Origin of the sequence: Rufibacter glacialis (assembly GCF_008271745.1) — a bacterium.
In the GTDB taxonomy this organism is placed as follows: Bacteria; Bacteroidota; Bacteroidia; order Cytophagales; family Hymenobacteraceae; genus Nibribacter; species Nibribacter glacialis.
The window spans coordinates 291,906-312,159 of the sequence record NZ_VKKZ01000021.1 but is presented as its reverse complement, the minus strand read 5'-3'; the positions used below and the strand labels follow the sequence as shown (position 1 = coordinate 312,159).

Sequence of the window (20,254 nt, the reverse complement as noted above, 5' to 3'; positions counted from 1 at the left end):
ACTCCTGTAGCATCTGTTTTAAGGGAATTTCCAGAAAACAGCCCTAAAAAGGTAGAAACAGCTTTACGCAAAAATCCCCCGGGCCTTCTTCCAATCGGAGAATGCCCGGGGGATTTTGCGTGAAGCAAACGTGCTAATCAGTGATTACCACCCGTTGGGTAATGGTGCCTTTTGCGGTACTCACCGTGAGGAAGTACAGGCCAGGGGCCAACGTCGCGGTGGTCAGGGAACCATCAGGGGACACAGATACGGTGGTGCGGGTTCTGCCGAGGGCGTCTTGCAGGGTGATATGGGTGTTGCTGCGGGACAGGCCGGGGGCTAAAAACAGTTTCTGGCCTCTTTGCACGGGGTTCGGGTACGCCTGGGTTCCAGAAGCCAGCGTTGTTTCCTCTGCGGAGGAAAGGGGGTTAGGCGGGAATTTGGTGCGGAGCAGGTTGTTCAGTTCAGGGTTAGCAGGCGTGTTGTCATACCCCAAGGCCCAGATGCCTACCCCGGCTAATCTTTCGGTGTTGATCAGGTCATACTTCAGGCCCAGGCTTTCCGCGTCATCATAAAACGTCTGGAACCACTGACCGTTCGTCTGGTAGATGTAATAGGGCACAGCGCCTTCATTGTTCCATTGGCGGGTGTAGTTGAACGTAGCCAGTTCTGTCTTGGCGGCCGAATAGGTGACCGACATGGAGGCTGAATTGCTGTTCTGGGTAGTGGCGGTGGCTCCTACGGCGTTGGTGCTGGTGGCCCATCGGCGGCCATAATAAGGCAGAGCCAGCAGGAGTTTGGAAGCCGGAAGCTTGGTGAGGTAGTCATTGACAGACTTGGTCAGGTTAAGGGTGGGGCCCCAGAAAGCCCAGCTGCTGGGAGCCAGTGGAGCTACCGGCCCGGCATAAGAAGAACCCGCGTACCAGTAGTCGTACCCCATGATCAGGAAATCATCTACCTGCGTCATGCCCGCCACATCAAAGGCGTTGGTGTTGCTGAAAAGCGCGGGCAACGCGATAGATACCTTTGAGCCGGGCACCTCGGCGTGGAACCGATCCGCTAAGGTGTTCATGAAGCTGGTGAGGGCCGCCCGTTCCGCATTGGCTACGGTTTCAAAGTCAATGTTCACGCCATCGGCCCCCCGGGCCTTCACCAAGCTGATCAGAGTGGAGATGAGGGTTTCGCGTCGGCTGGCATTGTTGAGAACCGCCGCGTTGTTAGCCGCCCCGAAGTTGGTGACGGTCAGCACCACCTTTACCCCAGCGGCGTGGGCAGCCTGTATGAGGCCAGTGGTGTTCCAGGTTCTGATGGTGTTGTAGCCGCCGGTGTTGGGGTTTACCTCATAAGAGAAGTACGCAATGGTGTGCAGGTTACTGAAATCATAGTTCTGGTAGGTTTCGCCTTGCCAGTAAGGGTGCCAGCCAAACACTTTCTTGCCCAGGGGAGCAGCACGTTGGGCATTGGCCGTGCCAGCCGCCTTGCGCAGAGCCCTTGGGTTGCGGCCGAACACCTGGTCGTATTCTGCATCTGTCTTGAAATCATACTTGCGGTAGCGGTTGGCTTCCTCTTCATGAACTGACTGGGCCTGGGCTGCAACCGTGGAGAAGAGAGAACAGAGCAGGAAAAAAGCGAGGGAGTAAAGTTTTCTCATAGGGGGAAAATGAAAAACCGTTCTTACATACGCCCAGACCTTCTGGGGCTTATGTAAGAACGGGAAAAAGAGGCGAATAAAAAACTACTGGAACAGCGAGGCCGTGCGCAGGTCTATAAGGGTGGCCTGAGGCGAAACCCGTTTGGCGCGCAGGAACCGTTTCAGCTCAGACGCGTCATGGTTGGCGGCGGCGGGGTCCATGCTGTTGATGCGCACGCGGCCCGCGGAATGGATGAACTCATTGTTGCCGATCCACATGCCCACGTGTACCACGCGCTCGGGCTTGCCGTCTTTGGCCGGAGAGCCGAAGAACAGCAGATCACCGGGTTTCAGGTTCTGGAAGCCTTCTTTGGTATCAATCAGTTCGCCCACGTGCACCTGTTGCGAGGCATCACGCGGCAACACCAGGCCATTCATGAAATACACGGTCTTGGTGAAACCGCTGCAATCCACGCCTTTGAACGAGGTACCGCCCCACAGGTAAGGCAGGCCCAGCAGGCGCTTAGAGGTTTCTACCAGGTTCTGTTCGGTTGGTTTGCGAGTGGCAGCCCAGTCTGTGTACTTCTGTACTTCAGAAGAGGTGACAAAGGCGGTGCGGCCGTCCGGGAAAGAAACCTCGTGGAATCCTTTGGTTTGGCCTTTCAGCACCATCACGTCACCGTACACCAGGTCAGAGACGGTGGCGCCTTGGGTATTGGGCGTGGCGTAGGCAAAGCCGTAGGGGTGCGTGTACAATAGTTTTTCGCCTATTTGCCAGGTGGCAAAGGCGGCTTCGTTCATTAGTTTGATGCCCGCACCGTCTACCCAAGCCAGGTATTTGTCTGGGGTCTGCACCAGGTACCAGCCGTCTTTCTGTTTCCAGACGCGCAGCGGGGTACCCATGGTGGCCTGCGTGGCCAGCTCCGCGGGGTGCTTGGGCTCAGAGCGCAGGTTGGCCACGGAGAGCGTGACTACCGCAAAATGGTTGTCCTTCAGTTCCGCCTGTGGGAGTACCTGAATGCTGTCCTGGTAAGAGAGGCCCGCCTTCTGGAGGCGCTCCAGCAAGGCTGTCTTGGCTTCGGGCATATTGGTCTCACCGGTCAAGACGGGACCGGTGGCTTTCACGGTGAAGAGCGCCACCCGCTTGTCGGGGGCCACCTGTTGGCGCACGGCCTCCACGTGTGGGGCCAGTACGGAGGGGGCCACAGTTGCCGAGGCAAGTACGGCTTCAGGGGCAGGCTTACTGCTGGAGCAAGCCGCCAGGAAACCCAGCATTAAAACAGGTATTATTTTTTTCATGTAATGGATAAACCTTAAATGGTTAAGTTAAGGGTGTGGGAAATATCTTGTAAGGTACTATTTTAATTTATTTTATAAAGTGGGAATAAACCAGTATGCAAGGAATAGAAGCCGCTTCCTCCGCTTTTTAAGGGGAGCGTTTCTCTTTGTGCCAGGTGTTTTGGTCTTCTTTTTTGGGCTGAATGCCTGCTCGTTCTCCTCAACGTCTCCTCAAGCTACCCTTAATCAACCTATGGCGGGTGCCTTGGGTTCAAAAAGCAAACCAACGGGACCAGAAATCATAGCGGCGCTTAGAGCGCTCTCCATAGAGGAACGGGAAACGTATCTGCTGCACCAACTCCTGAAAGAAGGCAACGGTCTGGAATTCCTGCGGCTTACCAAACGGGTCCCGCTCATGGCCATAAGCCCGCAGGGCGATACCTTGAGGGGGTTCTGCTTTCCTATGTTGGACTACCTGGCGGTAGGCGGAGACAAAGACTTTGTGCGGGTGCCGTTGCAGCCTAAAAACGCCCGAACCGTGGCTGAGGCCTGGACCTGTACGTTACCCACCCGTAAAATAGTAGATGCCATCTATGCGGCGGCAGACGTGAAACTGGAGCCGCGCCCGCTTACCCAGCACCGTGACAGCGTGGTTACCTTCCTGGAGCACAACCAGATGATTCAGAAGCAACTCAAGGGAAAAAGAAAAGGTCTGCTCCTTGCGGGCCATAAGAAAGATGTGGTGCTTACTCCCCGGCTGCTTAGGCAGGGGCAAAAAGACCGGGTGGCCCTTTACGGGTGGCATAAATCAGAGGGTACGCCTATTCAGCCACTGTACTTGGGGCACACGGCTACTTACACAGATTACAGCCATGGCATCAGGTTGCTCTACAACCGGTTTGAGGTCAATGGCCAAACGTACACCTTGCAGGAACTGCTAGCCCACCCCGTGTTACGCCCTTTGGTCTGCGACGAAGACATCTGCGAACCAATCCGTTATTAAGAAGCGCTGTTTTGCCCTGGTTTACTTAAAAACAGGCCTCAAACGCGTTTACCTTTCAATATCTTTGCGGGTAAGTATTTTACTCTTGCCATGACTCCTTTTACTACCCCTGCTACCGTTTCTATCATAGACTATACCCCCACGCATGCCACCCGTTTCAGAGAGCTGAACCAGGCCTGGATTGAACGCTACTTTGAGATGGAGGAGCTGGACCACAAATCACTAGGCGATCCAGACGGGTACATCATCGCCAAGGGCGGCCACATCTTCATGGCCGAGTACCAGGGCGAGGTAGTGGGCGCCTGCGCCTTGATCAAGGTGGATGACCAGACCTACGAACTGGCTAAGATGGCCGTCACTGACAAAGCTCAGGGCCTGAAGATTGGGAAACGCCTGGGCGAAACCGCCATTGGGAAGGCCCGCGCCCTGGGAGCCACTACCCTCATGCTGCTTTCAAACCGCAAGCTAGAAACCGCCCTGTACCTGTACCACAAACTGGGCTTTGTGGAAGTGCCTGATGAACTCAATGAATACAAGCGCGCTGACATAAAAATGGTGCTGGCCCTGGTGCCTTGATTCGCGTTAGTTTTTTATATTTCATCTATGAAATCCTTCCTATCTCTGCTGCTGGTAGTCCTGCCGTTGGTAGCTGCCGCGCAGAGTGCCACCGTACAGGACCGAGCCAACCTTCAGCCTTTGGCGGGGGTGCGGGTAGTGCCTGCCCAGGGCGGCCTGCCGGTTCTCACCAATGCCAAAGGCCGGTTCAGTACCCAAGGGTTGCAGGACACAGACAGCCTTCGGTTTGAGCGCTCAGACTACCAGCCGCGCACTTTGGCGGTGAGTCAGCTGAGAACCCTAGGCTACCGGGTACTGCTCTCAGAACGCAGTTATTCCCTGGAGGAGGTGGTGGTCTCCGCGAGCAAGTTTGAAGAGAAGCGGGCCGATGTGCCGCAGCAGATCCAGGTGCTGAAGGCGCGGGACCTGGCCTTCCAGAGCAGCCAGACCACTGCTGATGTGCTGCAGCAAAGCGGGCAGGTGCTGGTGCAGAAAAGCCAGGCCGGCGGCGGAAGTCCCATTTTGCGTGGGTTTGAGGCGAACAAGGTGCTCATGGTGATAGACGGCGTGCGGCTCAACAATGCCATTTACCGGGGAGGGCATCTTCAGAACGTGATCACGGTAGATAATGCCGCGCTGGAGAAAGTAGAAATAGTGTTTGGACCGGGATCGGTGGTATATGGCTCAGACGCGCTGGGCGGCGTGGTTCATTTCTACACCAAGAACCCGCTGTTAGCGGATAGCGGCGGAACCCGCGTCACGGGCGGCGCCTTCACCCGGTACGCCACCGCCAACCAGGAGAAAACCGGCCACCTGGACGTTTCTATAGGAGGCCAGAAATGGGGCAGTTTCACCAGTTTCACCTACTCAGATTTTGACGACCTGCGCCAGGGCAAGAACCGCAACCCGTTCTACGGCAACTGGGGGCTGCGTCCGTTCTACGCCCAACGCGTGAACGGCGAAGACGTGATGGTGCCCAATGAAAACCCCAACGTGCAGAAGTTCACCGGCTATAAGCAGTATGATGTGCTGCAGAAGGTATTGTTCCAGCCCTCGGCCCATACCTCGCATCTGCTGAACGTGCAGTTCTCCACTTCCTCAGACATTCCGCGCTATGACCGCCTGACGGAGGTAGATGCCCAGGGTCGCCTGAGCCACGGGGAGTGGTACTACGGGCCGCAGGAACGCTGGATGGCCGCCTACACCTTTGCCACCAAAGGCAGGGGCTGGCTCGAAGACCTGCGCGTGACGGCCGCCTACCAGAGCGTGGAAGAGAGCCGCCATAACCGCCGGTTTAACCGGGGCCCGCTGCAGAACCGTTTTGAGCACGTAGACGTGTACACCCTCAACGCCGATGCCAGCCGCCTGCTGGGCGAGCACGAACTGCGGTATGGGCTGGAAGGAACATACAACCAGGTCACTTCCCGGGCATACGGCAGCAACCTTACCACTGGTGAGCGCACGCCCTTAGATACCCGTTACCCCAGCGGCGGCTCTGACATGCGCACCGCCGCCGCCTATTTCACCCACACCTGGGAGATCACGCCCCAATGGATTCTCTCAGACGGAATCCGGCTGAGCCATGTGGAACTGAATGCTGATTTCTCCAGAGACAAGGCTTTCTTTCCTTTTCCGTTCAATGACGTTACCCAGAAGAACACGGCCGTGAACGGGAATGTAGGGGTCGTTTACCAGCCGGGGCATGAATGGCGGTTTGCGGCCGTGGCCTCGTCGGGTTTCAGGGCGCCTAACGTAGATGATCTGGGCAAGGTGTTTGAGTCCGTGGCCGGGCAGTTGGTGGTGCCCAACCCAAGCCTGAAGCCGGAATACACTTACAACGCAGAGCTTTCCGTGGGCAAGACCATTGCGCAGCACGTACGGGTAGAAGGCACCGGCTTCTATACCTGGTACCGCGATGCCATCACCACCCAGCCTTTCTCGTTTCAGGGGCGCTCTGAGGTGGAGTACAACGGCCAGTTGAGCCGCGTGGTGGCGAACGTGAATGCTAACAAAGCCTACGTCTACGGCTTCAGCGGCTCGTTGAACGCTGATATTACCCAAGCCTTCCGATTGGCCTCCACGCTCACCTACACCTACGGCCGCATCCAGTCTAGACCCAGTGAAACACCCCTGGACCATATTCCGCCTGTTTTCGGGAAAACGAGTCTTTTTCTGACCTTGCCTCAGTTCCGGTCAGAGTTCTTTGTGCAGTACAACGGCTGGAAACGGCTTGAAGACTACAACCCCGTGGGCGAAGACAACCTGCAGTACGCCACCCCGCAGGGCGTACCAACCTGGTACACGCTTAACCTGAGAACCGCCTACCAGTTCCACCCGCGCCTGCAGTTCCAGGTGGCGCTGGAGAACATCCTGGACCAGTTCTACCGCGTGTACGCCTCGGGCGTGAGTGCTCCGGGCCGTAATCTGGTGCTGACGTTGCGCGGGAATTTCTAGCGAAGAAGGAAGATGAATGGCCTGACCACATCGGCTCCCGTTTTGGACAAGTTCTCAGGAAAACAGGGTGGAAAAGGGGCCTTTGTGTAGACACTCGTAGGACCTTCGGACACTACGAGGTCAGGAAACGGCATTGCGGTAATTGACTATTAGGCCATGGATTAAAAGATAGGCTGGTATTCTTTTGTGTCAGCATTGGTTCCTGCATGCTAGCTTCTAGTGTTCTGGGTTCTAATGTGATTGCTTCCAATTTCCTCACTCGTTCTCTCCTCACTCTTTCTCCTTTGTCACCTTGGGAAGATCTTGTGAGGATCGGTAAGCACATCTTTGTTTTGGGGCTGTTTTGCCAAAAATTGGCTTTAAACAATTCACCTCTTTCTGTCATCCTGAAAGGATCTTGTGGGCGAACGGTAGTAGCGCTTCTACAAGGGCATTTTAGCTCGCTCCCAAGCTCCTTTCAGGATGACAAAAGAGGAAAGTGAATCTTACTTCTGAGTTACCGCAAAAGCAAACCTCCCGTTTTCGCTCCCTTTGCAAGAAAGGAGGAGGAAACGGGAGGTTTGCTTTTAAAAAAGAGAAAGTGGCAGAAGCCAACGCCCCTTATAACTCAGGTAAGGTTTGCAGCAATGATTCTAGTTCTTCCGCTCTTTGTCTGGTGAGGCTGAGGACTTTGTCTGCCCTGACCACCTGCCACATGGTGCCTTCCGCTTTTCCGTAGGTAGCATCTATCAGGTTGATTTCCTTTTCTTTGAACAAGACCCATTGCCGCTGAGCTGCCACCAAACTTGCCTTCGCGGAGGAATTCAGCTTTGGTAAAAGGCTGTGGTACGTTGCGTTTAGCTTCTTGTCCCATTCCTGAAGGGCAGTGTACGTGCAGTTGCACATGCCCGCGGTGGTCTGGTTCTCTTTTTGATCCAGGCACTTGGTCAGGTTTACGTCAACGGGGTCTTGTTTATCTATTTCCTGCGCCAACGTAGGCCTGGAAAAGGCAAGGCTCAAAAGCAGCAGGGTTGGTGAAAACAAATAAGAAGGCACAGCTTAAGTCTAATTACTAACAACTAATCACTAACAACCACTTACTGCACCTGGCTCTTGTCTACGCGCTTGGGGGTTTTCTTGCCTTGCACGAAATCACGGGCGCCCAGGGCTACGGCTTTGATCATGTTGGTCATGTGGGCCATGTCAAGGCTCTCCACCTCGTCATCCACGGAATGGTACAGCTTGTCTTTGTCTATCTGTACCGAGGAGATGGTGTGAGCCGGTACGCCCAGGCGGGCCAGGGTGGCGTTATCTGAGCGGTAGAACAGGTTCTGGTCTGGGTACGGGTCTGGGTGAAAGCTGTAGGCGGTGCCCTTCACGGCCTGTTGCAGCAGCTTGCCGAAGTCAGATTTCTCATAGCCGGTGATGTAGGCGCTGTTCGGCCCGAATTTGGAGCCTTTGCCGATCATCTCAATGTTGAACATGGCCACAATCTCATCGGGGTTCAATTGCTTGGAGAAATACTGTGACCCGAAGCCCCCGATCTCCTCGGCGGTGAAGGCCACAAAGATAAGGGTACGCTCCGGCTTGCCTTGTTTCTGGAAGTGCCGGGCTAGGGTGATCACGGCGGTGGTGCCAGAGGCGTCATCATCGGCGCCGTTGGCAATAGAGTCGCCGGCTACAGGTTTCATGATGCCCACGTGGTCATAGTGCCCGGAAAACACGATGTATTCGTTGGCCCGTTTGCCGGGGATCATGCCCGCCACGTTGGCCAGGGGCAGCTCGTCCACGTCATTCTTGATCTCAATGTTGAAGGAGGTCACCTCTGTGAGCGGGGAAAGCACGAAGATGAGGGTGTTGCCTTTGCCAAGCTCCATCACCGGGCGGGCCTGCCGGAAAGAGCCGGCAAAGCGCTTGAACATTTCCTGGTGCTTGGGGTGCACCACCACCAGCACGTCTTTGTCTAACCGGCGGGCGGTGTTCAGCTTTTGCCTAAAGTCATCGTTCTCGCCAATGAACACGGGTTTGGGGGCTTTTTCTTCCCACTCAAACTTACGGTGCACAGTGGTGTAGAAATACTCGTCAGAAGAGAAAGACTGGTTGTTGAGGGTAACAGTGGCCTTGCTGGGTTTTAAGGCGTACATTTTGAATTCTTGCCGGAAATCAGTGTCACCGGTGAGCGGCTTGAGGCCGATGCTCTTAAACTCACTGGAGATGAAGTCAGCGGCTTTTTCAATGCCCGGCGTAAACGTCTGGCGGCCCATCATGTCGTCGGCGGCCAGGGTCTTGATGATACGGGTCACGTCTTTCTGCTGAATGTTTTTCTGGGCCACCACTCCGGTCAGGGGCAGCAAGGCAAGGCACAGGGCAAGGGTCTTTTTTAAAATCATAAGGTAGTGAAGGTATGGGCAGAAGAGTAAATATACTGGCTTCCGGCATATATAGTTCATGAGTCGGTAGAAGGGGCAGATTCTTACAACGCCTTACCGACTTCCCTGGCAGATGGGCCGCCAGAAAGGAAGAAGCCCGATATTTGGTGCCCCGTGATTTGGGGAAAGGGAAAAGGTTTTCTGCGCCCGGCACTTCCTTCAGGCAGCCAGGCCAGCGTCTCTTTTTCAGGCCTTTTTCAATAAAAGGCCCTAAACCAGAAGGGGGAGAGCCTCAGTTGCCTGATTCCAGGGGCATCTGCTCGTCATTGAGGGACCGGCTTTCCTCCCGGGCAATGGCGTCGTCTTCACCTTTTACCTCCACGCCATGGTCGCCCAGCACATCTTCAATATACAGCATTTTCACCAGCACCATGATCACGGCCACCATGGGCACAGCCAGCAGCAGTCCCCAGAAACCAGCCACCAAACCCAGCACCAGTTGGCCTACAATGGTTAGGATAGGAGGAAGGTCAATTATGCTTTTCTGCACCAGGGGCGTGAGAATATAGCCTTCCAGGCTTTGGAGCCCTATAAAGAACAGCGCCACATAAAAAGCCATGTTGGGGTCCTGCACCAGGGCCAGGGCCACGGCGGGTAAACCGGCAATGAAGGGTCCTATGTTAGGAATAAACTCCATGAGGCCAGCGAATACGCCTAATAACAGGGGCAACGACACCCCCATGATCCACAAGCCAAGGGTGGTGAGCGTCCCTATCACGGCCATGGCCAGTAACGTGCCTTTCATCCAGCCCCATAAGGTGTACCGCAACACATGGATGACTTCCCGGGTACGGGCCCGCCGCGGCTTGGGCATCAGCCGGACCAGTCCGTTGGTCGTTTCCTGCGGCAAGATGGCCAGGTAAATCCCGATCACCAGCACAATCAGGATATTGGCCAGCACCCCAAACGTGCTGTAGAGCACTGAGAAGGTGTTTTTCATGACAGATCCTCCCTGCCCCTGTAGCCATTTCTCTGGTGGCGGAATCTGTTGTAACATTTGCTCGCCGTAAGGCAAAGACAGCACCAATCCCTTTAGCCGTTCCTGTATGGCCGGCCATTGCTGCTGCAGTTCCTGGCCTTGTTTGGAGAGAGTAGGGCCCAGGTACATCAGGAACCCTACCAGCAGGGCCAGCAGTAGCAGGCACACCGTGGCCAACGACCATTTGTAAGAGAATTTGAGGTGCCGCTGCAGGAAACTACTGCTGCCGTGCAGGAGAATACCAAACAGAACCGCGGCAAAGAAGACCAAGAAGACCTCAAAGGCCATCCTGATGACCGTGTACGCCACAAAGAGCAACACTACCAGCAGCGCCACTACTAATGCCTTGCGCACAAATACCTGCAGTGGATCTGGTGGAGTAGGAAGAGGAGAAACAGGAGGAGGCATAGGCATATATAAAATAAAAAATATAGGCGAAACTGAAAGTCTATGCTGGGGGATATCTTTCTAACCGAAAAAAGAGTTTCTATATAGGAGGGGCACCATATTTATACGTATGGGGTTTAAACGAGGCTAATCTGGAGGGAATTAAAAAAATAGTAGAAAAGTCAGATGAGAACGAAACTATTCGGGCGCAATTTCGATAAAATGGATTCGCCGATCTATGAAGACGGCGCCTGGAGCAGAAAGCTTTAAGGTAAAACGATATGAAAAAAATAAAATTCACAACTATGGAAAATCAAGCAAACCACTCGCCACAAGATGCTACTTCTTACTCACAAGATTCAGCTAACTCTCAATCTGGCCGTCAGGGACAAGACGCTGGCAAAGGCGGAATGTTGGACAACCTGACCAGCACTTTGGGTAATATTCAAGTGCCAGATGCCGTGAAGAACATCCAGTTGCCGCAAGCGGTGAAAGATTTTGGTGCTACCTGCTCCCGTTCATACAACAGCATGAGCACTACGCAGAAAGTACTGGGTGGCGCTGCTTTGTTAGGTGCTTCTTACTGGGTAGCCAGCAACCAAGGATGGATTGGGCAAACTAAATCTGGCTCTGGCTTCAAATCAAATAAAAAAGCGAAAGCTACCACGGGTTCTGCCCAGCATAATTCCTAATTCTTAGGAAACCTGTTGACCCCATTGCGGGAACAGCAATGGCAGAAAAAGGAAGCAGGTTTCCTGGCTGGTGTTCTTTGAGTAGGTGGCGCCTATGCGCCAGAACCAGCTCAGAGGTAGCCACCGGGAACAAGCGCCTCTATCTAGACTGCAAGAACTGACCCCGCTATAACAGAAAAGCCGGACACTTTAAAGTGTCCGGCTTTTCTGTTATAGCGGGGTTCTGAACTCTTATCTGGGGCCTCTGTTGCCAGAAGGCTTGCTACCGCTGCCCTGGCCACTGCCTTGGCGTTGGTCTGGCCGGCGGCCACCGCTCTGGCTGGCGCCCTGCCGCTGGTCGGGTCTCCGACCGCCTTGTCCGCCGCTTCTAGGGCCACGGTTTTGGCCTGGGTTGCCGCCGCCACTGTTTTTGCGGGCTATCTTGTCTGTTGCTTTGCCACCGCTCAAGGGCAGCTTGGTGTAGTCGGCGTGGAAGGGCTGGTCTTCCTCTACCGGAATATTCTGCTTGGTGAGTTTCTCAATGTCGCGCAGGTACGGCAGTTCGGTGTCATCACAGAAAGAAAGGGCCATTCCTTCTGCGCCGGCGCGGCCGGTACGGCCAATGCGGTGCACGTAGGTTTCAGGCTCGTTTGGCAAATCCACGTTGATGACGTGGGTCAGGTCATCTACGTCAATCCCGCGGGCGGCAATGTCAGTAGCTACCAGGGCCTTCAGCTCATTGTTCTTGAATTGGGTCAGGGCCTTCACGCGGGAGCTCTGGGCTTTGTCACCGTGGATAGACTGCGCCGAGATGCCGGCTTTGGAAAGCTCTTTGGCAATGCGGTCTGCCCCGTGCTTGGTGCGGGAGAAAATCAAGGCGCGCTGAATCTCTTCGCCTTGTAAAAGATGCTTTAAGAGAGCGCGTTTTGTGGTCTTGTCCACAAAGAACACTTTCTGGGTGATTTTCTCCACGGTGCTGGAAACCGGCGTTACTTCCACATACACCGGGTCGCGCAGAATGCTGGCCGACAGCTTCTGGATCTCCTGCGGCATGGTGGCCGAGAAAAGGAGCGTCTGGCGGTTGGTGGGAATCTGGGCGATCACCTTGCGCACGTCATGGATAAAGCCCATGTCCAGCATCCGGTCGGCCTCATCCAGAATGAAAGTTTCAATGTGCTTGAGTGAAAGCAGTCCTTGGTTCATCAAATCCAGCAGACGGCCCGGGGTAGCCACCACAATGTCTACGCCGCGTTTGATCTGCTCTACCTGCGGTACCTGGCCCACGCCGCCAAACACCACGGTGTATTTTATCTTGGTATGGCGGCCGTAGGCTTTGATGCTGTCGCCAATCTGCAAGGCCAACTCGCGGGTAGGGGTCAGGATGAGGGCTCTGATGGCTTTGGCCGGGTGGGCCGGACCCGCCTCGTGCAGGCGGTGCAACAGCGGCAAGCTGAACGCGGCGGTTTTACCGGTTCCGGTCTGGGCACAACCTAATAGGTCATCGCCGTTCAAAACGGGCGGGATGGCTTGTTCCTGGATGGGGGTGGGGGTGGTGTAACCCTCTTCGTGCAGAGCCTGCAGCAGAGGTTCTATAAGTTGTAGTTCTGAAAAAGTCATTCTGAAGGATAACGGCCGTACATGTGGCCAAGCATGAAAAATAAGAGGCGGCAATGGATGCCTATCTCTGTAAGACACAAAGATAGGGAAAAAGATTCAGTCTGGTTTTAGGGCTGTTTTAGCCAAACTGCAACGTAAACAGGCCGTTGCCTAGCCGCAATGCCCGGGGCTTGGGTAACCTTACCTCCAGAAAAAGGGTTTATAACAGGTAAGACGGTGGCGGCAGTGGCCCCGGGAATACGTTAAACCCCCAGAAACATGGAATCTAAGAACATTAAAAAGAGAGATAAAACGACTAGAAAGCCTTCAAAGAAACGCCTGAACAAGTGGCTCAGAGCGGGCCTTAGCGGATTGGCCGGGGCTTTGGCGGTGACCCTGGTGCATGAAAGCGTGCGCAGGTTCTATCCTAATGCCCCGCGCATGGATATTTTAGGCATGCGGGCCATTGCCAAAGGACTGCACTTTGCGGGGCAAACACCCCCTGAGGCTGATAGGTTACACACCTGGTCTCTGGTAGGCGATATCGTGTCTAATAGCCTGTACTATAGCTTAACAGGCGCTGGTAAAAAAGCTCTTTGGCGCGCCACTATCTTAGGCGCCGCCGCCGGGGTAGGCGGTGTGGTCTTGCCAGGCCCCATGGGGTTAGGTGTTGCGCCCAGCGCCCGGACCAGACAAACCCAGGCCCTTACCATTGGCTATTATCTCTTTGCCGGGGTGGTAGCCGGCGGCGTAGCCAGATGGCTGCGCAAGGTGAAGGTATAGATGCCTTTTAGTTTAGGCTGTAAAGCCTCTTAGGCCTCCTTTAGCAAAATCAGGCCTAAGAGGCTTATTTTGCTTCTTGAGAAAGCTTTGTTACGTGGCATTCAATAATTAATTATTGATTAACGATAAAAAACTATTGTTAATCAATTTTATTTTTAATTCCTTTGGCATGTGCAAACTAGCCAAATAATGAAAAATAACTCTCTCTTAACCGTCGCCACCGCTCTGGGGACTTTTTTCGCCATCCTGTTAGCCTTGGGCTTAGCTGTCCTCACCTTTGTTTTTGTCCACTGGCACATCACCCCGGAAGTATATAAAAAGGTGAAGGTAGACATGCAAACCCAGGAATTAGTGTTCATTAATTCAAAAGGGGAAACAGTAAAAATCCGCCAGGGCGGGGAGGAGGAGGTTGTTGCCAGTACGGAAAGCGCCGGGGCAGGGGAGGCTGGGCAGAAACAGCGGTACATACCCTTGCCGCAGGTTGATAGGTCAACCTTGTATTCTTTGTACTTGCACACCGCAGGCATTCTGCTGCTGCTGTTTTTCATTACCAAAGAAGTTCTGAAAGTGATAAAGTCTGTGCAAGAACTCACTACCTTCCGGAGGAACAATGTACAGTCATTCCGGAAGATAGGGTTCATGTGTCTGGGGATATCGCTGCTGCAGTGGGTGACGTCGTTTTTCATGGAAGGGTATTCCAGGGACAGGATGACGCCTATGCTCTGTATGCTGGCCGCCTTTATTCTGGCCGAAGTCTTCAAAGAGGGTAACCGTTTACTGGAGCAAGACCAACTTACTATTTAGCCTGTATGCCTATTGTTGTGAATATTGACGTGATGATGGCCCGCCGGAAAATGTCATTAACGGAATTGTCTGAAAAGGTGGGCATTACCATTGCCAATCTATCAGTGTTGAAAACGGGCAAGGCCAAAGCCATCCGGTTCTCCACCCTGGAAGCCATCTGCCAGGTGCTGGACTGCCAACCCGGCGACATTCTGGAGTTTGTGGCAGAGTAGTTGGTGCTGGTAGTTCAAAAGCCATTTAGGGGCTACTTTCAAATAAGTAGGCCCTAAATGGCTTTTGAATTACTCTTAGTTGGCAAAATTACTTTTTCCTGCCTGAACCGCTTTTCTTGCCCCCGCCGTCTTGCTTGTTCACGGTGGCCCAGGCGCGTTTCTCCGCTTCTTCCTCGCTAAGACCGCATTTCTCGTAGCTTTCTTCAATGTGTTCGGCCTGCCGTTTCTGTTTATCAGTGTAAGCCGATTTATCTCCTTGTGGCATGGTTCCTCCCTTCTGGTTAAAGTGAAAAACGGTTTTCTAGCCTATATACGAAACTGGGGTTGACAGGGACACAGGACACAAGACGTAAGACACAAGATTTAGGACGCAAGACGTAAGACAGCTACAAGGCGTCGGGCCTTTGGACGTGCCACTTTCCTCTGGGAAAGAGAGAAGCCTGTGTCTTGCGTCTTACATCTTGCGTCTAAACTTAAGGCTTGCAGTGGCAGAGGACTTCCCGCTGAATGGGCGCGGTCTTGTAGTCGGGCAGCGAGAATTCCTTCATGTACACCACCGATAGCTCGTTGATCTGTTCGGCTTTGGGATGGTCTTCGTTCCAGCGGCGCAGCAGGTAAAAGCAGTAATAGGGGCGCATGTACGCATTGGGGCCAAAGAGGTAATTCTCAGAATATTTGCGCCAGCGGTCGTTTTTGAAGAGGCTCATCACCGAGGCCGGCTTGGTGGTGTCCGGTTCTTTTCCTTGCTGGTTTAAATCAACCTTGCGGTTGCCGTTGGTGATGCCTTCCAGCACGTACCAGCCATCGTCTTTGAAAACATTAGGGGCAAACATGCTCCAGTTCTGGTCTAGCCTGGGGATCATCACCGCCCAGTGGGCCCCGGTGGGCACCTGGAAATAGGGTTTGCCCAAGGTGCTCAGGTTCCACCAAAGCGCTAAAACCAGCGCCACCAACACCACCCCTTCCCGCAGGTACTTGCCCAGGAAAGAGTTTTTCACCCGGGGGGTATTCCACTGCAGGCGCAGCTGCAGGTCTACCGGTGACCGCCACCCATTGCCCGCCTTGGCCCAACGCTTGTGCAACCGGGCATAACCAGTGCGCAGGTATTTGTCAACGGTGTCCATAACAGGAGTGGGCAGCAAACCAATCACGGCTGAGATACTGATCAGGTAGAACAAACCCACAAACAAGGTCAGGCTGATGCCAATGTGCAGCCCCACAATGGCCACAAAGAAAATCATCCTGAACCAGGTATTCTTCCAAGGGATAAGCAAGATAAATGGCAGCCACAGCTCCAGGAAATAGGTAGCATGGGTGAGTTGCTTCATCAACAGCGGGTACTGGTACAGGATGCGGCCTCCCGGCATGAGGATCTGGTCTAAGCTGAGGGCGTAGTACAGGGCGGTGCCGTCGGTGGTCCAGTCTGGGCCGCTTTTGAGCAGGGCGGTGAATACATACACCCACGCCACCTGCAGCAGATACGCCGCAGAAGCCACGCTCAGATAATGGGGAGAGGTTTCTGAGGTAAGGGAGCGGCGGGCATCTAAGGAGTAGTGGCGGTGCCAGGGCAGGAACATGCCCCAGAAAAGCAACATCCGCAGGAGGCTGTCACCGGACTGGGTGATGAGAGGGTTACGGTTCTGCAGGGAAAGCAACAGAAGCCATGACAGGAAGGTAGCCCACCGGGTATGGTACCCCAGCAGCAGGCACACTGCCGCCGCCCCTGCTACCACGAAGAGGACCACTTGAAACTGCCACATGCCGCTTAGGGCGTGCAGAGAGAAGAAATACTGGTTCCAGGCGTTGGCGTGCAACGCATGCAAGGGCAGAATGCCCATGTTAGAATAATGTGCCTCCAGATCAGAAGCCCTTATGCCAATGTCTAACAGAAGAACACTAGCCACCCACACCCGCATAAAAGAAAGCGCCCGGGTGTCTGTATAGAACACACGATGCAGATACTGGCTAAGTAGATGCATAGGATGACGGTTGACGGTAAAGAAAACAGAAAAGGCAAAACCAATGTGGCCTTGCCTTTTCTGCAATACAAGACGCTTCTAAAAGCGTTTTGGTCAACTACTAACGGCTAGTAGTGGTGCCAGTAGTAGTACCAGTGGTGGTGCCGGTAGTGGTACCAGTGGTAGTTCCGGTGGTTGTTCCAGTAGTAGTACCAGTAGTACCAGTGGTAGTGCCAGTAGTGGTACCAGTTGTTGTACCAGTGGTGCCGGTAGTACCGGTGGTTGTGCCAGTAGTGGTACCGGTGGTAGTACCAGTTGTACCGGTAGTGGTACCAGTGGTGCTATAGGTAGTGCCAGTAGTGGTACCGGTAGTAGTTCCAGTAGTGCCGGTAGTTCCAGAAGTGGTACCAGTTGTGCCGGAAGTTGTACCGGTAGTGCCGCTTTCAGTGCTCATATCAGTAGAGGTGGTATCCGTGGTAGTCTCAGAGCTGCCTGAGCAAGATGCCAACGCCGATGTTGCTACCATGGCGGCAACCGCGAACATGTTTACAAAAGTCTTTTTCATAGTTTTGACAGGTTAATGAATGATTTTTTAAAATTGGTTTTCTTTTTCAAGCTTCATGTTTTACGCATCCTTCTTAGAAAGGTGCCATAAATCCGCTTTTTTTATTCATACCCATAGCCATCGTTTAACTTGTGGCTCTGGTAAGCGTACCAATGACCAGCCACTTTATGCCTGTTCTCCATGCTTCCTTCCTCTACCACAGTTCTATTTGACGGGGTATGTAACCTTTGTAACGGATTTGTTCAGTTTGTGATCAGGCATGATCCTAAAGAATATTTCCGTTTTGCCTCGCTGCAGTCTGAGATGGGGCAGAACCTGCTCAAAGCCCATGGCTTGCCTACCCAGCATTTCAATAGTGTTTTGCTTGTAGAGAACGGGAAACTCTACACCCGCTCCACCGCCGCCTTGCGCATTGTGCGCCATTTGAGCGGAGGCTGGTCCTGGCTGTACGCCTTGGTAATAGTGCCTAAATTCTTACGTGACCCGCTCTATGACCTGGTTTCGCGCAACCGTTACCGCTGGTTTGGGCAGCAGGAAAGCTGTATGCTGCCTACTCCCCAGCTCAAAGCCCGGTTCCATTCCTAAGGGCACCTTTTCTCGCTTATTTCTATTTAGTTAGTAAGAAGCATCAGTAAGGAGCGGTATCAACCATGTCTGCCCGTCGGCTTTAAGGCCTTTTCTCTACTTCTTCTATGGAGATTTGGTTTTTTTTGGCTGCTTTTATGAAGAGAAGTCAGAAACGGCCCTTACTTTTGTTCCTTGCCTGGCCGTGACCGGAGGGTTTATTACCTTTTATTCAAACTTAGTGGAAAAAATAGACGCGTTTTTAGTCCAGGCCAGCAGTTTGGCCTGGGGCATGCCTTTGTTGATTTTATTGATGGGCGGTGGCCTTTTCCTGATGCTCTACTGCCGCCTGATCCCGTTCCGGATGATGGGGCACTCCCTCAGCATCCTGCAAGGGAAATACCAGGATCCTACCGCCGCCGGGCAAATCACCCCCTTTCAGGCCATGGCCAGTGCGCTGGCCTCTACCATTGGTATGGGAAATATTAGCGGGGTAGCGGTAGGCATTGCCATGGGCGGCCCCGGCGTCTTGTTCTGGATGTGGGTGAGTGCCTTTGTGGGCATGGCTACCAAATTCTTCACCTGCACGCTCTCCATTATGTACCGCGGCCGCAATGAACTAGGCAAGGTAGAAGGCGGACCCATGTACATGGTCACCGAAGGCTTGGGCAAGAAGTGGAAACCCTTGTCTATCCTGTTCGCGGTGGCCGGCCTGTTTGGCACCTTGCCCATGTTCCAGGCGAACCAACTTACCCAGATCATTACAGATGTGGTCTTGAAGCCCAGCGGCATGGTGGGCGAAGACACCTTTGTCTCCAACCTGTTCATGGGCATGGCCATGGCACTGCTGGTCTCCATTATCTTGTTTGGTGGACTACAGCGCATTGCCAGCGTAGCCACCAAACTGGTGCCGTTCATGGTAGTCCTGTACACAGGTTCGGTACTCTACATTATCTTTTCTAATCTGGCGGCCGTGCCCAGCATGTTCGCCCTCATCTTTGAAGATGCCTTTACCGGCAATGCCGTCATGGGCGGGGCCGTGATGCAGGTGATCATCATGGGCGCCCGCCGCGCGTCTTTCTCCAATGAGGCCGGTATTGGTACCGCCGCCATGATGCACGGTGAATCGCAGAACAATGAGCCGGTGCGCGAGGGTTTGGTGGCCATGTGGGAGCCGTTCATTGACACCATCATTGTCTGCACCATGACCGGCCTGGCTATTCTGGTTACCGGCGTCTGGGAGACCAACGGGGGCAACGGAGTCACTATGACCGCTGATGCCTTTGGAGCCGCTATGCCGCACGTAGGCAAGTACCTGCTGGTGATCTGCGTGTTTATCTTCGCGTTCACCTCCCTTTTTTCTTACTGCTACTATGGGTCTAAGTGCTTCACGTACCTGTTTGGGTTCAAGTACCGCCGCCTGTATGACTACTTCTACATTTTCACCATCATTATCGGGGCAGTGGTCACCATCACCTCGGTGATCAATTTAGTAGACACAGCGTTCGCCTTCATGGCCATTCCTACCATGACCTGCGCCATCTTGCTATCACCTAAAGTAATGGCCGCCTCCAAGAACTACCTGGCCAGGTTGAGAGCCGGGGAAATTCAGCAGTTTTAAACGCATAAGTGTTTTAGTTCTGCTTTTGGCTTTTGTTCTAAAAAGCGGTCTCAAAACGTTGACGTGAGCTTCCAACTCGTGTCTGCACGCATACTAGTCACTTTATATTTTTAGAATAAGTGACAATAGTTCGTACTTTGGTTTCATGAGAATAAGATGCCATCTGATCTTGCTTGCAATTGGCTTGACGTTTATTCATTTCTCTTGCGAGAAAGATCCTGGACCTGAACCGGCTGTATCCACTGTCATATTATATGATTCAAATAGATACTATGATGGGAATGTGGAACTGATCAGTAATCATCAGGATAAAGAAATAAGCTCCATTGCCTGCTGGTTCATCGTCATTGATCAATTACCACCAGAATGTGGAACTTTAGAACAAATATCTGATTGTGCCATTGGCAAGAACATAGCGTATTTTAAAGTCAAGGGTATAAGGGGTGGGCACCCTGTCACTTTTAAGGCAACAGCGAGGGAAAGGACTACGCAGAAAACAGTTTCGAAGACCGTGGAATTGATAATTAAGCCGGGTTCCTGTGTGGTAATGGATATCTTCAAGTGAGATTAGGGTTGGGGTGGGCGAAAGTGTATTTATTAAACATTTGTTTTCTGCTTTTCAGCGTTCAAGTATTTCTCTTAATTTATAAACACCTTTTCCTACTTTGTACTTCTGGAAAGATCTTGTGGGCGAACCAGAAAATTGGAAAGGTTCAACTTTAAAGATCGTTAATAAGATCTTTCTTGGAGAATAAAATGAGGCAAAGGGATCAAAAATACGTGCGGACACGAGCTGTAAGCTCGCGC

Annotated in this window: 18 protein-coding genes; 9 read left to right on the top strand and 9 right to left on the bottom strand. The window is 53.2% G+C overall.

Going from position 1 to position 20,254, the window contains the following annotated elements; genetic code table 11:
* Nucleotides 1-133: 133 nt before the first annotated feature.
* Both FOE74_RS12990 and FOE74_RS12985 read right to left on the bottom strand, forming a co-directional pair.
* Nucleotides 134-1,630: a glycosyl hydrolase family 18 protein gene (locus tag FOE74_RS12990; RefSeq protein ID WP_149099048.1), complete on the bottom strand. Its 1,497-nt coding sequence runs from the start codon at nt 1,628-1,630 to the stop codon at nt 134-136.
* A gap of 84 nt (nt 1,631-1,714) precedes the next feature.
* Nucleotides 1,715-2,908 carry an SH3 domain-containing C40 family peptidase gene (locus tag FOE74_RS12985; RefSeq protein WP_149099047.1) on the bottom strand — a complete coding sequence of 398 codons (1,194 nt, stop codon included), beginning with the start codon at nt 2,906-2,908 and terminating at the stop codon, nt 1,715-1,717.
* 232 nt (nt 2,909-3,140) lie between these two features.
* On the opposite strand from FOE74_RS12985, the gene FOE74_RS12980 reads away from it, so the two are divergent.
* The 3 genes from FOE74_RS12980 to FOE74_RS12970 all read left to right on the top strand — a co-directional run bounded on the left by FOE74_RS12980 (nt 3,141) and on the right by FOE74_RS12970 (nt 6,899).
* On the top strand, nt 3,141-3,890 hold the full coding sequence (locus tag FOE74_RS12980) for a hypothetical protein (protein ID WP_149099046.1): 750 nt from the start codon (nt 3,141-3,143) through the stop codon (nt 3,888-3,890).
* Between the two features lie 90 nt (nt 3,891-3,980).
* Entirely contained in the window at nt 3,981-4,466 is a 486-nt protein-coding gene (locus FOE74_RS12975) for a GNAT family N-acetyltransferase (protein WP_149099045.1), read from the top strand.
* Nucleotides 4,467-4,493: 27 nt separating this feature from the next.
* Nucleotides 4,494-6,899 (top strand): TonB-dependent receptor, encoded by a 2,406-nt coding sequence (locus FOE74_RS12970; RefSeq protein WP_149099044.1) that lies wholly within the window; start codon nt 4,494-4,496, stop codon nt 6,897-6,899.
* 600 nt (nt 6,900-7,499) lie between these two features.
* Here the strand turns inward: FOE74_RS12970 and FOE74_RS12965 are convergent.
* The 3 genes from FOE74_RS12965 to FOE74_RS12955 all read right to left on the bottom strand — a co-directional run bounded on the left by FOE74_RS12965 (nt 7,500) and on the right by FOE74_RS12955 (nt 10,694).
* On the bottom strand, nt 7,500-7,898 hold the full coding sequence (locus FOE74_RS12965; RefSeq protein ID WP_149099043.1) for a lysozyme inhibitor LprI family protein: 399 nt from the start codon (nt 7,896-7,898) through the stop codon (nt 7,500-7,502).
* A gap of 77 nt (nt 7,899-7,975) precedes the next feature.
* Nucleotides 7,976-9,268 carry a M20/M25/M40 family metallo-hydrolase gene (locus tag FOE74_RS12960; RefSeq protein WP_149099042.1) on the bottom strand — a complete coding sequence of 431 codons (1,293 nt, stop codon included), beginning with the start codon at nt 9,266-9,268 and terminating at the stop codon, nt 7,976-7,978.
* Between the two features lie 271 nt (nt 9,269-9,539).
* Nucleotides 9,540-10,694, bottom strand: coding sequence for an AI-2E family transporter (locus FOE74_RS12955; protein WP_188686723.1), 1,155 nt, complete (start codon nt 10,692-10,694; stop codon nt 9,540-9,542).
* A 260-nt stretch (nt 10,695-10,954) separates the two neighbouring features.
* Between FOE74_RS12955 and FOE74_RS12950 the strand changes: the two genes are divergently transcribed.
* The gene (locus FOE74_RS12950) at nt 10,955-11,365 is read left to right on the top strand and encodes a hypothetical protein (protein ID WP_192576616.1); all 411 of its coding nucleotides are present in this window, start codon (nt 10,955-10,957) and stop codon (nt 11,363-11,365) included.
* 231 nt (nt 11,366-11,596) lie between these two features.
* Here the strand turns inward: FOE74_RS12950 and FOE74_RS12945 are convergent, their stop codons facing one another.
* Nucleotides 11,597-12,961 carry a DEAD/DEAH box helicase gene (locus FOE74_RS12945; protein WP_149099039.1) on the bottom strand — a complete coding sequence of 455 codons (1,365 nt, stop codon included), beginning with the start codon at nt 12,959-12,961 and terminating at the stop codon, nt 11,597-11,599.
* Between the two features lie 258 nt (nt 12,962-13,219).
* Between FOE74_RS12945 and FOE74_RS12940 the strand changes: the two genes are divergently transcribed.
* The 3 genes from FOE74_RS12940 to FOE74_RS12930 all read left to right on the top strand — a co-directional run bounded on the left by FOE74_RS12940 (nt 13,220) and on the right by FOE74_RS12930 (nt 14,739).
* A complete protein-coding gene (locus FOE74_RS12940; RefSeq protein ID WP_225840803.1) occupies nt 13,220-13,723 on the top strand; it encodes a hypothetical protein in 504 nt (167 codons plus the stop codon).
* A gap of 189 nt (nt 13,724-13,912) precedes the next feature.
* Nucleotides 13,913-14,527, top strand: a complete 615-nt coding sequence (locus FOE74_RS12935) for a DUF2975 domain-containing protein (protein WP_149099038.1) — start codon at nt 13,913-13,915, stop codon at nt 14,525-14,527.
* 5 nt (nt 14,528-14,532) lie between these two features.
* A complete protein-coding gene (locus tag FOE74_RS12930) occupies nt 14,533-14,739 on the top strand; it encodes a helix-turn-helix domain-containing protein (RefSeq protein WP_149099037.1) in 207 nt (68 codons plus the stop codon).
* 88 nt (nt 14,740-14,827) lie between these two features.
* Here FOE74_RS12930 and FOE74_RS21220 read toward each other — a convergent pair whose 3' ends face one another.
* The 3 genes from FOE74_RS21220 to FOE74_RS12920 all read right to left on the bottom strand — a co-directional run bounded on the left by FOE74_RS21220 (nt 14,828) and on the right by FOE74_RS12920 (nt 17,262).
* Nucleotides 14,828-15,004, bottom strand: a complete 177-nt coding sequence (locus tag FOE74_RS21220; protein ID WP_188686726.1) for a hypothetical protein — start codon at nt 15,002-15,004, stop codon at nt 14,828-14,830.
* 208 nt (nt 15,005-15,212) lie between these two features.
* Nucleotides 15,213-16,718, bottom strand: coding sequence for an HTTM domain-containing protein (locus FOE74_RS12925; protein ID WP_149099036.1), 1,506 nt, complete (start codon nt 16,716-16,718; stop codon nt 15,213-15,215).
* A 100-nt stretch (nt 16,719-16,818) separates the two neighbouring features.
* A complete protein-coding gene (locus tag FOE74_RS12920; protein WP_188686729.1) occupies nt 16,819-17,262 on the bottom strand; it encodes a hypothetical protein in 444 nt (147 codons plus the stop codon).
* 180 nt (nt 17,263-17,442) lie between these two features.
* Here FOE74_RS12920 and FOE74_RS12915 point away from each other — a divergent pair, with 180 nt between their 5' ends.
* Together FOE74_RS12915 and FOE74_RS12910 are read left to right on the top strand one after the other, a co-directional pair.
* Nucleotides 17,443-17,847, top strand: a complete 405-nt coding sequence (locus tag FOE74_RS12915) for a thiol-disulfide oxidoreductase DCC family protein (protein WP_149099035.1) — start codon at nt 17,443-17,445, stop codon at nt 17,845-17,847.
* A 220-nt stretch (nt 17,848-18,067) separates the two neighbouring features.
* Entirely contained in the window at nt 18,068-19,447 is a 1,380-nt protein-coding gene (locus FOE74_RS12910; protein ID WP_308422710.1) for an alanine/glycine:cation symporter family protein, read from the top strand.
* The last annotated feature ends 807 nt before the right edge of the window (nt 19,448-20,254 follow it).

Bases quoted from the DNA above. Each gene is read 5' to 3' on its own strand.
- FOE74_RS12990 (WP_149099048.1), bottom strand. From the start codon at position 1,630: ATGAGAAAACTTTACTCCCTCGCTTTTTTCCTGCTCTGTTCTCTCTTC.
- FOE74_RS12980 (WP_149099046.1), top strand. From the start codon at position 3,141: ATGGCGGGTGCCTTGGGTTCAAAAAGCAAACCAACGGGACCAGAAATC.
- FOE74_RS12960 (WP_149099042.1), bottom strand. From the start codon at position 9,268: ATGATTTTAAAAAAGACCCTTGCCCTGTGCCTTGCCTTGCTGCCCCTG.
- FOE74_RS12945 (WP_149099039.1), bottom strand. From the start codon at position 12,961: ATGACTTTTTCAGAACTACAACTTATAGAACCTCTGCTGCAGGCTCTG.
- FOE74_RS12975 (WP_149099045.1), top strand. From the start codon at position 3,981: ATGACTCCTTTTACTACCCCTGCTACCGTTTCTATCATAGACTATACC.
- FOE74_RS12955 (WP_188686723.1), bottom strand. From the start codon at position 10,694: ATGCCTCCTCCTGTTTCTCCTCTTCCTACTCCACCAGATCCACTGCAG.
- FOE74_RS12925 (WP_149099036.1), bottom strand. From the start codon at position 16,718: ATGCATCTACTTAGCCAGTATCTGCATCGTGTGTTCTATACAGACACC.
- FOE74_RS12920 (WP_188686729.1), bottom strand. From the start codon at position 17,262: ATGAAAAAGACTTTTGTAAACATGTTCGCGGTTGCCGCCATGGTAGCA.
- FOE74_RS21220 (WP_188686726.1), bottom strand. From the start codon at position 15,004: ATGCCACAAGGAGATAAATCGGCTTACACTGATAAACAGAAACGGCAG.
- FOE74_RS12950 (WP_192576616.1), top strand. From the start codon at position 10,955: ATGAAAAAAATAAAATTCACAACTATGGAAAATCAAGCAAACCACTCG.
- FOE74_RS12930 (WP_149099037.1), top strand. From the start codon at position 14,533: ATGCCTATTGTTGTGAATATTGACGTGATGATGGCCCGCCGGAAAATG.
- FOE74_RS12970 (WP_149099044.1), top strand. From the start codon at position 4,494: ATGAAATCCTTCCTATCTCTGCTGCTGGTAGTCCTGCCGTTGGTAGCT.
- FOE74_RS12985 (WP_149099047.1), bottom strand. From the start codon at position 2,908: ATGAAAAAAATAATACCTGTTTTAATGCTGGGTTTCCTGGCGGCTTGC.
- FOE74_RS12940 (WP_225840803.1), top strand. From the start codon at position 13,220: ATGGAATCTAAGAACATTAAAAAGAGAGATAAAACGACTAGAAAGCCT.
- FOE74_RS12935 (WP_149099038.1), top strand. From the start codon at position 13,913: ATGAAAAATAACTCTCTCTTAACCGTCGCCACCGCTCTGGGGACTTTT.
- FOE74_RS12915 (WP_149099035.1), top strand. From the start codon at position 17,443: ATGCTTCCTTCCTCTACCACAGTTCTATTTGACGGGGTATGTAACCTT.